The 13311-nt window shown below is 66.6% G+C and carries 11 protein-coding genes; 2 read left to right on the top strand and 9 right to left on the bottom strand.

The genetic code is table 11. From position 1 onward, the window contains the following. Nucleotides 1-144 precede the first annotated feature (144 nt). Entirely contained in the window at nt 145-3354 is a 3210-nt protein-coding gene (locus BerOc1_RS17000; protein ID WP_071546950.1) for a DEAD/DEAH box helicase, read from the top strand. 104 nt (nt 3355-3458) lie between these two features. Continuing rightward, entirely contained in the window at nt 3459-4343 is an 885-nt protein-coding gene (locus BerOc1_RS16995) for a hypothetical protein (protein ID WP_071546949.1), read from the top strand. A gap of 12 nt (nt 4344-4355) precedes the next feature. Here BerOc1_RS16995 and BerOc1_RS16990 read toward each other — a convergent pair whose 3' ends face one another. The 9 genes from BerOc1_RS16990 to BerOc1_RS16950 are packed head-to-tail and all read right to left on the bottom strand — an operon-like array spanning nt 4356 to nt 13302. After that, nucleotides 4356-4955 carry a histidine phosphatase family protein gene (locus BerOc1_RS16990; protein ID WP_071546948.1) on the bottom strand — a complete coding sequence of 200 codons (600 nt, stop codon included), beginning with the start codon at nt 4953-4955 and terminating at the stop codon, nt 4356-4358. Continuing rightward, complete coding sequence (locus BerOc1_RS16985; protein WP_071546947.1) at nt 4952-6088, bottom strand: DVU_1551 family NTP transferase; 1137 nt, start codon at nt 6086-6088, stop codon at nt 4952-4954. Before BerOc1_RS16985 ends, BerOc1_RS16990 begins: the two co-directional genes overlap by 4 nt. After that, on the bottom strand, nt 6088-7080 hold the full coding sequence (locus BerOc1_RS16980) for an XdhC family protein (protein WP_071546946.1): 993 nt from the start codon (nt 7078-7080) through the stop codon (nt 6088-6090). Before BerOc1_RS16980 ends, BerOc1_RS16985 begins: the two co-directional genes overlap by 1 nt. A gap of 3 nt (nt 7081-7083) precedes the next feature. Then, nucleotides 7084-8373: a DVU_1553 family AMP-dependent CoA ligase gene (locus BerOc1_RS16975; RefSeq protein WP_071546945.1), complete on the bottom strand. Its 1290-nt coding sequence runs from the start codon at nt 8371-8373 to the stop codon at nt 7084-7086. Then, a complete protein-coding gene (gene trsS / locus BerOc1_RS16970; RefSeq protein WP_071546944.1) occupies nt 8354-9736 on the bottom strand; it encodes a radical SAM (seleno)protein TrsS in 1383 nt (460 codons plus the stop codon). The genes BerOc1_RS16975 and trsS overlap by 20 nt, the downstream gene beginning before the upstream one ends. Next, a complete protein-coding gene (locus BerOc1_RS16965) occupies nt 9733-10188 on the bottom strand; it encodes a DVU_1555 family C-GCAxxG-C-C protein (RefSeq protein ID WP_071546943.1) in 456 nt (151 codons plus the stop codon). Before BerOc1_RS16965 ends, trsS begins: the two co-directional genes overlap by 4 nt. Then, on the bottom strand, nt 10188-10841 hold the full coding sequence (gene trsM / locus BerOc1_RS16960; protein WP_071546942.1) for a DVU_1556 family methyltransferase: 654 nt from the start codon (nt 10839-10841) through the stop codon (nt 10188-10190). The genes BerOc1_RS16965 and trsM overlap by 1 nt, the downstream gene beginning before the upstream one ends. A 2-nt stretch (nt 10842-10843) precedes the next feature. Continuing rightward, nucleotides 10844-11059: a DVU_1557 family redox protein gene (locus BerOc1_RS16955; RefSeq protein ID WP_071546941.1), complete on the bottom strand. Its 216-nt coding sequence runs from the start codon at nt 11057-11059 to the stop codon at nt 10844-10846. Continuing rightward, nucleotides 11056-13302 carry a pyridine nucleotide-disulfide oxidoreductase/dicluster-binding protein gene (locus BerOc1_RS16950; protein ID WP_071546940.1) on the bottom strand — a complete coding sequence of 749 codons (2247 nt, stop codon included), beginning with the start codon at nt 13300-13302 and terminating at the stop codon, nt 11056-11058. Before BerOc1_RS16950 ends, BerOc1_RS16955 begins: the two co-directional genes overlap by 4 nt. Between the last annotated feature and the right edge of the window lie 9 nt (nt 13303-13311).

Below are 13311 nucleotides of genomic sequence, written 5' to 3'. Positions count from 1 at the left end.
CGTTCCCAGTATGGACCAACGGGTGCGAAAAGCCAAGGGTCCACATGGACGCGGGGGGAAACAAATCCAGCTTGCCCATTGCCGGAGTTATATGTAAGAAGTTCTGTTCGATTTTATTGACGTGATGATTTCGTGAGACTTTCGATGAGTAGCGGTGAAGAACAGATAGTCAAATCCATACTGCAGGATTTCATAGGGGACAGCGTTCCGGATTACATCCTGGAAAGCGCCCATGGGATCGTGGCCGAGAACGGCGTTTCCAAACTGGACCTCAAGAAACGGGAACAGTATTGGGACATCGACGGCCAGGTGCAGGGCGACGATTTCCAGAATTACACCTCGGAAATCGGGCTGAACCTGTCCGACAAGACCATCAATTACTACTGCAACTGCCCGGATTCCTTTTCCGGGGTCTGCCGTCACGTGGCCGCCACGGCGGTCAAGCTGCTCAAATCCCTGGACACCGATTCCGGCGGCGAGATGCCCACCCCGCGCACTGACTGGCGCCAGACCTTCCGCCCGTTCTTCGCCACCGAGCTCGAGCCCGAGGCAGGAAGGCACTATCTCATCTACCGCATCTACCCCGAACTCGGCCGCCTGCAGGTCGCCTTTTTCCGCGCCCGCCAGAACAAATCCGGCATCTCCCAGGTACAAAACGAGGTCACCCTGGCCCAGATCGTGGAGAACCAGGACTGGTGCGACACCTCCCCGGCCCTGCCCGGCGTGGCCGAGCAGATCGGCCACTACCTCGACTACTGGGGCCACAAGGTGGAAATTCCGGCGGGCTTGCACTCCTGGTTCTTCCGCGCGGTCAAGAACGAGTACTACCTCTACCTGCGCGAGACCGACCAGCCCGTGACCATCGAGTCCAAGACCATGCAGCTGAAGCTCTCGCCCGCACTGAGCGAGGACGGCCTGTCCTTCGACATCCTGCTGGCCAGAGAGGACAAGATGCCCTTCCCCATCACCGATGAGGAGGAGATCTATTTCTACGGACGGCTACCTCTGTGGGTCTACTACAAGAACTCCTTCTACCCGGTGCAGACCGGGCTGGACCCCAAGCTGGTCCAGGGCATGGTCGAGCAGAAGCCCATCGTGCCCCACGCCGACGTGTCCGAGTTCCTGGACCGCGTCTGGACCCAGATTCCGGTCAGCGACCTCTACGGCCAGGAGGACTTTCTGGAGCGCGTGGGCCCCATCTTCCAGGACGCGGACTACGATCCCAAGCTCTACCTGGACGAGGAAGGCTCCCTGCTCGTGCTCAAGATCCAGAACATCTACACCAACGAGCACGGCGAATTCATCATGCCCGGCCCCAACCCGGACCTGCAGACCGGTTCCTACCACGACGGCGGCAAGTCCTACCTCATCCGGCGCGCCCAGGACGAGGAGGCACGGCTGCTGACCGAGCTCCAGGACATGAATTTCCAGCCCAGGAACAACCACATCTGGTTCATGGAGCAGGAGGAGGCCATCAATTTCCTGCTCGACTTCTACCCGCAGCTCGTCGAGGCCTACCGGGTCTACGGTGAGCAGAACCTGACCCGCTACAAGGTGCGCACCACGCAGCCCCAGGTGGTGGCCGAGGTGGAGAGCGACGAGGAGGACAAGTGGTTCAACCTCGAGCTGTCGGTCCAGTACGACGACCAGCGGGTGCCCATCGAGGTCATCTGGGAGGCGTGGACCAAGGGCAAGCGCTACGTCCAGCTCAAGGACGGCTCCTACACCAGCCTGCCCGAGTCCTGGCTGAACAAGCTCGGCCACAAGCTCAAGGCCCTGGGCTTCGACCCTGAAAAGGCGCCCAAACAGCAGTTCAACCAGTTCGAGGCCCCGGTGCTCGAAAAGATCCTGGAAGACCTGCCCCAGGCCCAGACCGATGAATTTTTCGTCAAGCTGCGCGAGAAGATCAACAACTTCGACCAGATCAAGATCGTCGCCCAGCCCAAGGAGCTGCAGGCCACCCTGCGCCCCTACCAGATCCAGGGGTTGAGCTATCTGAACTTCCTGCGCGAGTACGGCTTCGGCGGCATCCTGGCCGACGAGATGGGCCTGGGCAAGACCATCCAGACCCTGTCCTACATCCAGTCCCTGGTGGACAACGGCGTGGACGGCCCCAACCTGATCATCGTGCCCACCTCGGTGCTGCCCAACTGGGAGCGCGAGGCGCAAAAGTTCGTGCCGAACCTGAGGCGGCTGACCATTTACGGGGCCAAACGCGAGGGACTGTTCCAGCACATCAAGGGCTCGCACCTGGTCATCACCACCTACGCCCTGCTGCGGCGCGACCTGGACGAGCTGCTCAAGTACGAGTACGCCAGCGTCATCCTGGACGAGGCCCAGAACATCAAGAACCCGAATACCATCACCGCCCGCTCGGTGCGCAAGCTCGACGCCGGGCTGCGCGTCTGCCTGTCGGGCACACCCATCGAAAACAACCTGTTCGAGCTCTGGTCCCTGTTCGAATTTCTCATGCCCGGCTTCCTGGGTTCCCAGCACTCGTTCCAGCGCGGCATCGTCAAGCCCATCAAGGACGGCGACGAGGAGACGCTGGACTACCTGCGCACCCGGGTCAAGCCGTTCATCCTGCGGCGGACCAAGGCCGAGGTGGCCAAGGACCTGCCGCCCAAGATCGAGACCACCCACTACTGCGACCTGGTGGACGAGCAGCGCGAGCTGTACAACGCCCTGGCCAAGAAGCTCAAGGACCAGGTCCTCAGGGACGTGGACGAGAAGGGCATGGCCAAGAGCCAGATGTCCATCCTGGACGCCCTGCTCAAACTGCGGCAGATCTGCTGCCACCCGCGCCTGCTCAAGCTAGACATGCCCGGCGTGTCCACCAACCTGCCGTCCGGCAAGTTCGACGCCTTCAAGGACCTGGTGGTGGACATCATCGACGGCGGCCACAAGGTGCTCGTCTTCTCGCAGTTCGTGCAGATGCTCCACGTCATCCGCAACTGGCTGCAAATCCGCGAGATTCCCTTTGCCTACCTGGACGGCTCGTCCAAGGACCGCTTCGAGCAGGTGGACCGGTTCAACGACAACCCGGACATCCCCATCTTCCTCATCTCGCTCAAGGCGGGCGGCACCGGCCTGAACCTGACCAGCGCGGACTACGTCATCCACTACGACCCGTGGTGGAACCCGGCCGTGGAGAACCAGGCCACGGACCGCACGCACCGCATCGGCCAGAAGCGCCAGGTCTTCGCCTACAAGATGATTTGCCAGAACACGGTGGAAGAACGCATCCTCAAGCTCCAGGAGCAGAAGAAGGACGTGGCCGAAGCGATCATCCCCGGACAGTCCGCCCTGAAGAGCCTGACCCGCGACGATCTCGAGATGCTTTTTGAAATTTAGGTTAAATAGGAAATATTCCTATTTACTTCCCGTCCCTCTCCTGCTACTTCCTGACCCACGCCGGTTGACGGCGTCCAACCGATGGATTTACTTGTAGAGGCATCATGATACATCCCATGCACAAGATATACGACTTGGTCACCTTCACTTTCGACCCCCTGCACCACTTCTGGGAAAAGGATTCCACCCAGCGGACCGTGGCCGGATTCCTGGTGGTGGTCTTCGTCCTCGGGCTGATCACCATCGAGATGAAACGCCAGGGCTGGATCACCGGGCATCTCGCGACAATGATCCCCACCAGCCACTTCATGGCCATCAACCTGGCCTTCACCCTGGTCCTGGTCCTGGAGGTCGTCGGCCTGATCTTCACCCTGCCCTGCTCCATCTCCAAATCCGTGGGCAAACAGTTTGAGATCCTGGCCCTGATCCTGCTCCGGGACGCCTTCAAGGCCCTGGCCGACTTCCCTGAGCCGATCACCATCACCGGCCACGAGACCGAGTTGTGGATGCTTATCTCGGACGGCTGCGGGGCCGTGGTCATCTTCTGCCTGCTCGGCGTCTACGGTCTGCTGCGCCGCAACCTGGACGAGACCCTCAGGGGCGGCACCCCGCTGTTCAAATTCGTGGCCGCCAAGAAACTGGTCGCCCTGGTCATGCTGGCCATCTTCGTGGGCATGGGCATCCAGAACGGGCTGCACGTCCTGCGCGGCGAGCATCCCTATCATTTCTTCAAGAATTTCTACACGGTGCTGATCTTCAGCGACATAATGCTGGTGCTCATCGCCCAGCGCTTCCTGCCCGAGTTCCGGGCGGTTTTCCGCAACTCCGGGTTCGCCCTGGCCACCCTGCTCATCCGGCTGGCCCTGACCGCGCCGCCCTTCTACAACGTGGCCATCGGCATCGGCTCTGCGGTCTTCGCCTGCCTGCTCACCCTGGTCTACAACACCTTCTATTCGAGCAATTCGAAGTACGTCCAGAAGCGGACCTAGCCGACCGGCCGATCACAGCAATTCGCGCACCGTCCGGGCGAACACGTCGTCCGCGACGAGTTCGAACGCGCCGTCCGCACGCAGGACCGTGCACCGGGCGTAGCCCGGCGTGAAGCGGAACAGGCCGTCCAAGGGGTGGCCGGTCACGCGGCAGAGCACCGAGCGGATCACGCCCGCGTGGGTCGCGGCCAGCACCGGGCGCGGGCCCCGGGCCAGTTCCTCGAGCGCCCCCATGGCCCGTTCGGCCACGTCTTCGAAGCTCTCGCCGCCCGGCACGCGGTACCGGCCGAGCCGCTTCCCGCGCTCCACGTACTCGTAGGGGAACCGTTTGCGTATCTCGTCAAAGGACAGGCCGTCCCACTCGCCCATGTCGATCTCGTCCAGGGCGGGCAGGGGCTCCACTTCCAGGCCCAGGCGTCCGGCCAGCGGGCCCAGGGTGGCCAACGCCCGGTCCGCCGGGCTCGAACACAGCCGCGCGAACGGGAGCGCGCCCAATTCGTCGGCCAGATTGCGGGCCTGGGCCAGCCCGTCCGGGGACAGGGGCACGTCCGTGCGGCCCACGCACCGTCCCTTGCCGTTCTCGATCCGCCCGTGGCGCACCAGGATAATCATGCCAACGCCTCCCTCGCCACGCTCTCGGCCGAACCGTCCATCTCGCGGTCGAACCGGGCCATGACCGCCTCGGCGCGGCCCATTCGGCCAAGGATGGCCGCCTCCGCGCCCTCTTCGTGTTTGTACATCTCCACCTTCTCCAGATAGCGCCCCCTGAGGGGAACCGGGCCGTGACAGCGGACCAGCTTGTCGGCCAAAAAGACGACCTCCTTCTCGGAGATGGACGCGCCGTCGGCCAGGGTCACGTCGAAGTGGGCGGCCACGATGTCGGCGGCGGCGGAAAATCCGTGTTCACGCAACAGTTCGGCCCCGGCGGCCTCGTGCCGTTTGGTCCCCTTGCCGATGTCGTGAGTCAGGGCCGCGCCGAGCACCAGGCCGGGGTCCAGGCGGACCGCGCCGGGCCGCTCGTCCAGGCGGTCGTTCAGCCGAGCGCACAGGGCCTGGGCCACGGCGGCCACGGCCCGGCAGTGTCCCACGATATGGTCCGAGACCCCTTGCATCCGGATAAGCGCCGCGCACTCGTCCTCAAGCGGATAGCCGATCCCGGCCACGGCCAGGGCCAGCTCGTAGTCCTCGGGATGGTCCAGGTCGTGAGTGGTCCCGAAATCGGCCACGTCCAGATCGCGGGCGTCGGGCTCGAAACCGTCCAGCACCGCCCGCAGCCCGCCTTGCCCGTCGTGAGCGAGGATGGCCGGAACGACCTCGCCGCCGATCACCGGCGGGTGCCCGCGCTCCCCGTTGAACCGAGGATAGAGCACGGCCGGGCGGGTACGCTGAAATTCGTCCAAGAGCCGCCTCACGGTCTCGGGCCTGACCAGGGGAATATCCGCCGGAAGCATGAAAAGACCTTCCGCATCGCCCTTCAGGGCCCGCACCCCGGTCAGGACCGAGGTGTACATGCCCTGCTCGAAGGCAGGATTGTGCACGGCCATGGCCCCGGCCTCCATGGCGCAGGCCGCCACCTCGTCCGCGCGCTTGCCCGTGACCACCACGATACGCTCCACGCCGCACGCAGTGAACAGCCTGACGCAACGCGACAGGACCGTGCCGCCGTCAAGAGGCAGCAGGGGCTTGAACCGGCCCATGCGCGAGGAAAGCCCGGCTGCGGGAATGATCGCCGCCAATCCTTGCATCACGCCTTGCCCGCCCTTACCTGGATGAGTTCGCCCACGATGCTGACCGCGATCTCCTCCGGGGTTCGCCCGCCCAGCGGCAGGCCGATGGGGCTGGTGCAGCGGTCGATGTCCGCTTGGGTGTAGCCGTCGGACAGCAGGGATTCGTAGACCTGGTCGCGCTTGGTGGAACTGCCGATCATGCCCACGTAGCGCGCCTTGGTGCGCAGGGCCTCGGCCAGGACGTTGCGGTCGTGCAGATGGCCGCGCGTGACGATGACCACAAAGGCCTCGGCGTCATCCTTGAAACCATCGCAGCACCCGGCAAAGGACGGCAGGACGACCACCTCGTCCGCCTCGGGAAAACGCTCGCGGTTGGCGAACTCCTCGCGGTCGTCCAGGACCACGGTGCGGAAGCCGACCATGGCCGCCACCCGCGCGGTGAACCGGGACACGTGCCCGGCCCCGAAGATATAGAGCGACGCGGGCGGGATGAACGGCTCGGCCAGGACCATGGAGCCGCCGTCCCGGCCGAAGACCGGCACATCGCCGACCGGCCTGCCCTCCGTGATATCGTGCCCGACCACGCGTGGACTCTCCCCGTCTTCGATCCGAGTGGTCAGGGTCGCGGCGACGCCTTTGCGCAGCATCCCGTCGAGTTCCTCGTAGCCGCAGGCGCACTCCCCGCCGGACGCGGCCAGTTCCAGGAGCATGGACAAGCCGCCGCCGCAGATCATGTCCGAATTGGCGGCCAGCTCCTGGGTCATGTCCACGAACATCAGCCGCGCCCCGCCGTCGGCCACGCCGGACCGCAGCATCTCTTGGGCCGCCCGGCAGGCGCGGGCCTCGGCCAGGCCGCCGCCCACGGTGCCGATGATGGTTCCGTCCAAGCGCACGGCCATCTTCGCCCCCGAGGACCTCGGCGTGGACCCGGAACTCTCCACCACCGTGACCAGGACAAAGGGGGCTCCCGCCCGCGCCAGCCCGGCCACGTCACGCACAAACGCTTTCATGAATCAACTCCCTACGACTATGCGCCGCTTTTCCAGGCCGGCAACGGCCGGTGCGGCGTCTCGCCTGTTTTCTATCTCCACCCCGAGGCTCCCGCCGACAAGCCCCCCGGCCACCACGGGCAGGTTCCTCAGGGCCGCCAGGACGGTCTCCCCGGCGACGTCGCCGCACACGGTCAGGTACAGCGTGTCGTTCTCCAGCCGGGCCGCGAAGTCCGCCACCCCCGGCACGCCGTACAAAATTTCGTTCAATTCCCGCAGGGTCAGCGGACCGGACGGCAGCGGCACGCTGTCGCGCCTGCGCCTGACCAGCGGATCCAGTCTGCGAAGCGGGCTGCCGCAACCGCATTCTCCGGCCAGGATACGCCCCACGTCGCCGGTGCGGTAGCGGATGAGCGGCATGCCCAGCTTGAGCGGCGTGGTCACGACCATGTCGCCGAATTCGCCGTCCGGAAGCAGCGCGCCCGTGCGCGGGTCCACTATCTCCACGTACACGTCGGTCTCGCGCAGGTGCATGCCCGAGCCGGGCGCGCACTCCACGGCCCCGCCCAGGCCGGTCTCGATCATTCCCCAGTGGCGGAAGACCCGGCAGCCGAGCCGTTCGGCCACGCTGGCCCGGACCGCGTCCGGGATCACGTCCCAGCACAGCAGCACGGACCGGATCGCCCCCTTGGGCAGGCCGCGCGCCTCCCAGGCGTGGGCCAGAAGATTGACGTGGGCCGGGGAACCGACCACGCAGGAGGCTTCCTCGGCCAGGCAGCGGTCCACGGCTTCCCCGGCATCGGTCAGCTCGCCGAAGGCCACGGCCCTCGATCCATTCCGCGACAGCGCCTCGTCAAGCAACTGGCCCACCCCGCCGGGTCGCGCTCCGGGCAGGAGCACCAGCGCGGTGCCGCCCGGCTCGACCATGTTGGCCATGCCCCATCCGAAAAAGTCCACCGTGGCCTCAAGGTCGTCCGCGGTGTGGAATATGCGCTTGGGTTCGCCCGTGGTCCCGGAGCTGGACAGGGTGACCACCCGCTCGATGTCATCGCGGGATACGCTGAGCAACGCGTCCGGGTTGGCCCGCAGATGTTCCGGAGTGATCATCGGCAGCCGGGAAAAGGCATCCAGGGAATCCAGGTCCGCGCCGCGCGCGCCGGAGAGATGGCGATTGTAGAACGGACTCCCCTGCCGGGCGTGGTCCACCAGTTCCCTCAGCCGCTCGAGCAGCCAGCCGCGCAGCTCGGGCACGGACGGGACCGTGTCCCGGTCCATGCGTCCGGCCAGCCAGCAATCAAGATTCGTTCGTCCCATGACACTTTCCCCGGTACAGGGTTTCGCCGTCCATGGACGTCAGGTTGTAGGCGCAGAACGGGATGAGCCGTCCGTCCGGTGAGACCTCGTGGATGCAGCACCCCTTGAGCCGCTCCAGGTCCAGGGTCCAGCAGTCCTGGAAGGCCATGGCCGACACGGCCAGGGTGTGGGTGGCCGCCCGCCGGATGAAGGCGTCCAGGGCGTCTTCCGGGCCGCTCTCCGGGGTCCCGCTGTCCGGAACGGCGTCAAAGGCCATGGGCAGTTGCCTGTCCGGCGAACTCCACTGGCGCTTGACGAACGCCTTGGCCGCGTCCGCCCCCTCCGAAGCCGGGCGCGGCGTGCAGCCGCAGGTCCCGCCCGAGGAGAGCCGGGTCAGCCCGCCCCGCTCGCCGACAACGTAGTTGGCGTGAAACGAACAGAAGGCGTGCTCGCAGCCCGGCGGCCGGAAATCGACGGCTCTGAGCATCCCGCCGGTCTGGGTCTCAAGTCCGCGCATGATCTCGGGTAGAGTGATGCGCTGGTGGTCGCCCGGCTGCTCGGGATAGCGCCCGAAATAGCTGACCGGCTGGAAATGAACCCCACGCACGGCCGGGGAGCGGTCCACGGCCAGCCGGAGGATGTTGCCCATATCCCGGTCGTTGACCCCCGGCACCAGCGTGGGCACCAGGATGATCCCCACCCCGGCCTCGGCCAGGGCGTCCAGGGCCGCAAGCTTTGTCTCAAGCAGGGGACGGCCCCGCAAGGTTTGAAAAATATGGTCCTCGGTGCCGTCGAACTGGAGGAAGACCGAGTCCAGCCCGGCCTCGGCCAGCCGGGCCGCATAGCCGGGTTCGCGCCCGAGCCGCAGCCCGTTGGTGTTCAGTTGGATGAACGGAAATCCCTTGGACTTGCCCAGCCGGATGATTTCGGGAAGGTCCTCGCGCACCGTGGGCTCGCCGCCCGAGAGCTGGATGTTGCAGTGGCCCGAGGCCAGTTCCACCCGATCGAACAGACGGCCAAGGTCGTCCATGGACGGGTCGGGCGGAGCCGCCTTGCCGGATGAGGCGAAACAGACCGGGCAACCCAGGTCGCAACGCCAGGTGACCTCGATAAGCGCGGTGCAGGTGTGCTGGCGGTGGGCGTCGCACAGCCCGCAGTCCAGAGGGCAGCCCTGCTCCACCGGCGTGAAGGCCGTGCGGGGCCCGGACGGGACCTTGGGACGCGCCCAGGAATCGAACGAAGGCTCGCCGCGCCAGACCACGGTACGAAATTCGCCGTGGGCCGGACAGGCCTTGACCAGAAAGGTCTCGTCGCCCACGGTCGCGTGGCGCGCCGGGATCGGCTCCAGGCAGACCGGACAGACGCTCCTCGGGCTCAGGCTCACGGCAACTCGCGCCCCTCGGCCGGGTCCAGACCATTGTCCACCAGAATTTCCCGGACCTTGGCGTTGGCCTCGCCGATCAGGCCGCCGCAGCGGGTGGGATGGGGCTGGCCGCAGGCGCCGTCCAGGATGGCCCCGCAGGAGGTTCCGCCGTATTCCAGGGTCCGCTCCGTGAACCAGTCGCGCAGGGACTCGATCATCACCGGCAGGCAGTCCTCAGGCTCCTCCATATCCATGCCCTTGCCCGCGTACAGGCCGAGTGCCAGGGTCGCCCCGGTGAGCACGCCGCATGGCCCGGAGCAGTCGCCCAGGCCGTCGCACAGGCCGCCAGCGGCCCGGACCAGGTCCGGGTCCTCGCGGTCCATCTCGTCCAGGGCCATGATGACCATCATCTGGCTGCAGCAATATCCCTTTCCGGCCAGTTCCAGGACCCGGAGTCCACCATCGTCCAGCATCAGTCCGCTCCTTGCTTTTGCGCGATCATCAGAAAATAGCCCAATCCCCGCCCACAGCCGCAGGAAGCCCCCTCGCCGGTCCAGGCGAGACGGGCGGCCAGATCGCGCAGGTGGGCGGAATGGTCTTCCAGCACATCGATGGTGAATCCGCCGTCGCGTACCAGCCGGGCCGTTTCGTCAAGCGGCGCGGCCCGGTCCGCGCAGGACGCGCCGCTGCCCGCCAGGGGGCCGGACGCGCACAGGTCGGACAGGACCAGGAAGCCGCCGGGTTTGAGCACCCGGTAAAATTCCGCCAGCCCCCTGGGCCGGTCGTCGAACAGGGAGAGGACGCACTCGCAGAACAAGGCGTCGAACGTCCCGCTCCGAAAAGGCAACCGGTCGCCGCATCCCCGGACCAATCCAGGCTGGCCGTCGGCCCGCGAGAGCTGGTCGGCGGACGGCTCCACGCCCCAGGCCCGCACCCCGTAGCGCGAGCGCAGCCGGGCCACGGTGGCCCCGAGGCCCGCGCCCACGTCCAAGACCCGCTGCCCGGGCACCAGGCCGATGCGCTCGGCCGCCCGGTCGGTCAGCGTAAACCCGCCCGGCCGGAGCGTCTCTCCGGCCACGGCGCGCAGTTCCTCGCGCTCCCACAGCGGGCGCTGCGCGAGGGACACGGCTACTTGTCCTCCAGCAACTGCTCCACCTGGTGCATCTTGCCCAGGGCCAGCGGTTCGGGGATAAGCACGTAGCCGCACTTGGGACAGGCGGGCAGCTCCACGTTGAACTGGGAGTTGAGATAGGTCAGCTCCACCGGTTTCATGACCATGTCCTCGTCGCAGGGGCCGCAACGCCAGCCACCGGCTCCGGTTCCCGGCACCGTGATCACGCTCATGGCTGCCCTCCCTTTATCTTCATGCGATGGCACCAGGCGTTGTGCACCAGGTACCCGTCGTCCGTTTTTTCGAATTCCACCCAATAGGTCACCACGGCCGGACGGAACGAGGCCAGGAAACGGCCGGTCTCGCCGTGGACCAGATGGCTGCCGGACCGCTCCGCCTGGAGCAGAACCTTCTGCACGTCGCTGGTCAGGATGCGCCGCTCCTCCATGGCCGCCGCGCCCGCTTCGGTGCAGGTAACCCGGACCTTCTCGAATTCCTCGGCCGCCACGCCGTCCACCTCGCTCCACAGCTCGCGCAAAAGCCTTTCCCTGAGACGGACGCGATTCTCGCGCCGCTCGGAATGGCCCGGCGTGGGCCGGTCGCCAGGTCGCTGTTCGCCGGGATAGACCAGATCATAGAGGTGCATGGCCGTCTTGCCCGTCCGGGCGATCATCTCCCGGCACATGGCGCAGTAGGTCACGTAATCCTCGTCCACGGCGTCGGCGCGGGCCTTGGCGGCGGCCTGGCCCAGGGCCGGGTCCACCTCGTTGAGCAACCCGCCGTAGCCGCAGCACTGGGTCAGTTCCCCACTGTACTCAGGCTCAACCGTGGACACCCCGAGGGCATCCAGCAGGGAGCGCACGTCGCCGCGCATGGCGCCGTCCTCGCGGGCCGCGCACGGGTCGTTCACGGCCAGGGTCCCGCCCGTCTTCAGAGCGGTCCGCGGCAGGCCGAGCGCGCTCAGGATGGACCAGTGGGAAACGATCTCGGCCTCGGGCATGGCCTCGCGCAGGATCTTGATGCAGGAGGGACAGGCCGCGATGATGCGCGGTGAGCCGAGCCCCTGCCAGGCTGTTTTCAGTTCGGAGAGGGACTCCCTGAACAGCGCGTCGCGCCCGGACCAGGCGGCCGGGGCACCGCAGCAGCGCAGCATCAGCCCGACCTTGCCCAGCCGCTCGCGCAGGTCCGCATAGGCGCGTTCAGCCCCGCCGGGGTCGGTGGCGGTCAGCTGGCAGCCGGGGAAAAAGACGTATTCGCTCGAATCCGCGCCCGGAGCGTGCCGGGCCATGACGCACTTGTCGCCGTCGGCAAAAGCCATGTCGCGCAGGGCGAACTCGTGGGCCGAAGGCGGCATGGTCCCCTTGGCGATCATGTTCCGCCTCGCTTCGAGGCAGACGTCGCCCATGGCGAAGTCCTCGGGGCAGACCGTGTCGCACAGCCCGCAGAGCATGCACGAGTTGATCATCTTGTTGGCCTGGCGCGTGCCCCGGACAATGGCCTCGTTGTTGTAGACCTGGCGGACGTAAACCTTGGGGTACTGCTTGTAGTGCTTGAGGTAGACGCACCCTTTGACGCACTCCATACACTCGCACTTCAGACAGCGGGCGGCCTCCTGAACGGCGGAAGCCTCGTCGTACCCTTCGCCCACGGCCACCGGCGCGGCCGGTTCGACCTTGGACAGGTTGGTGTACAGGCGCGTGTCGTACGGCCCCTCGAGCTCGCGGCTCTTGACCATGGACACGCCCTGGGAAAAACGCATGATGGAATTGGCCGCGCGCCGTCCGGCGGCCGCCTGGAATGCAGGCGAAACCTCACCCGCCCGGCTGGCGAACAGCCCGAGCCGGTTGGTGCCCAGCGTGACCTCGTCGGGCTCGCCGAAATAGCGGACCGCTTCGGGCACGCCGTCGCTGTCCACGAAGACCGCGTCGCGCTCCTCCAATTGGGCCTCGACCAGGTCCTGGGTGGGGGTCACGCCCCGCTCGATGGCCACGCCCATACGGTCCATGGCCGCGAGTTCGGCGTCGAGCACCCCATCGGGCAGTGCGGAACCGACCTCGGGCGCTTCGCAGTACACGGTCACGGCGAACCCCTTGCGGGCGATCTCCCAGGCCGCGCACAGGCCGGTCATGGCGCCGCCGATCACGGCCACGGACTTGCCGTTGCGCGGCAGGGGCCGGAGCGGCTTGGGCGGTTGGGCCGCATCCGCCAGGAACCGCTCCAGGGCGCCCATCTCGACGGGGCCGCCCTTCTCGCCGCGCAGGCAGGCCGCCTTGCACGGCGCGTCGCAGGTCCGGGCCAGGACGCCGGGCAACGGCATGGTCCTGGCCAGTACGGCCCACGCCTTGTCCACGCGGCGCGCGGCCAGCAGGGAGCAGCACTCGCGAGCGTCGACATGCAGGGGACAGGCCGCCGCGCACCGGGGCGACTCTTCCTGAATACACCGATTTTCCCATTGTCTCAGTTCAGTTTGTTCCATGGCTCCCCA

The organism is Pseudodesulfovibrio hydrargyri, from assembly GCF_001874525.1.
Classification (GTDB): domain Bacteria; phylum Desulfobacterota; class Desulfovibrionia; order Desulfovibrionales; family Desulfovibrionaceae; genus Pseudodesulfovibrio; species Pseudodesulfovibrio hydrargyri.
The sequence above is the reverse complement of the archived record's forward strand: the minus strand, read 5'-3'. Positions and strand labels throughout refer to the sequence as shown.

Excerpts from the sequence above, each read along its gene's own strand:
- BerOc1_RS17000 (WP_071546950.1), top strand. The coding sequence starts at position 145 with ATGAGTAGCGGTGAAGAACAGATAGTCAAATCCATACTGCAGGATTTC.
- BerOc1_RS16995 (WP_071546949.1), top strand. The coding sequence starts at position 3,459 with ATGATACATCCCATGCACAAGATATACGACTTGGTCACCTTCACTTTC.
- BerOc1_RS16990 (WP_071546948.1), bottom strand. The coding sequence starts at position 4,955 with ATGATTATCCTGGTGCGCCACGGGCGGATCGAGAACGGCAAGGGACGG.
- BerOc1_RS16985 (WP_071546947.1), bottom strand. The coding sequence starts at position 6,088 with ATGCAAGGATTGGCGGCGATCATTCCCGCAGCCGGGCTTTCCTCGCGC.
- BerOc1_RS16980 (WP_071546946.1), bottom strand. The coding sequence starts at position 7,080 with ATGAAAGCGTTTGTGCGTGACGTGGCCGGGCTGGCGCGGGCGGGAGCC.
- BerOc1_RS16975 (WP_071546945.1), bottom strand. The coding sequence starts at position 8,373 with ATGGGACGAACGAATCTTGATTGCTGGCTGGCCGGACGCATGGACCGG.
- BerOc1_RS16965 (WP_071546943.1), bottom strand. The coding sequence starts at position 10,188 with ATGCTGGACGATGGTGGACTCCGGGTCCTGGAACTGGCCGGAAAGGGA.
- BerOc1_RS16955 (WP_071546941.1), bottom strand. The coding sequence starts at position 11,059 with ATGAGCGTGATCACGGTGCCGGGAACCGGAGCCGGTGGCTGGCGTTGC.
- BerOc1_RS16950 (WP_071546940.1), bottom strand. The coding sequence starts at position 13,302 with ATGGAACAAACTGAACTGAGACAATGGGAAAATCGGTGTATTCAGGAA.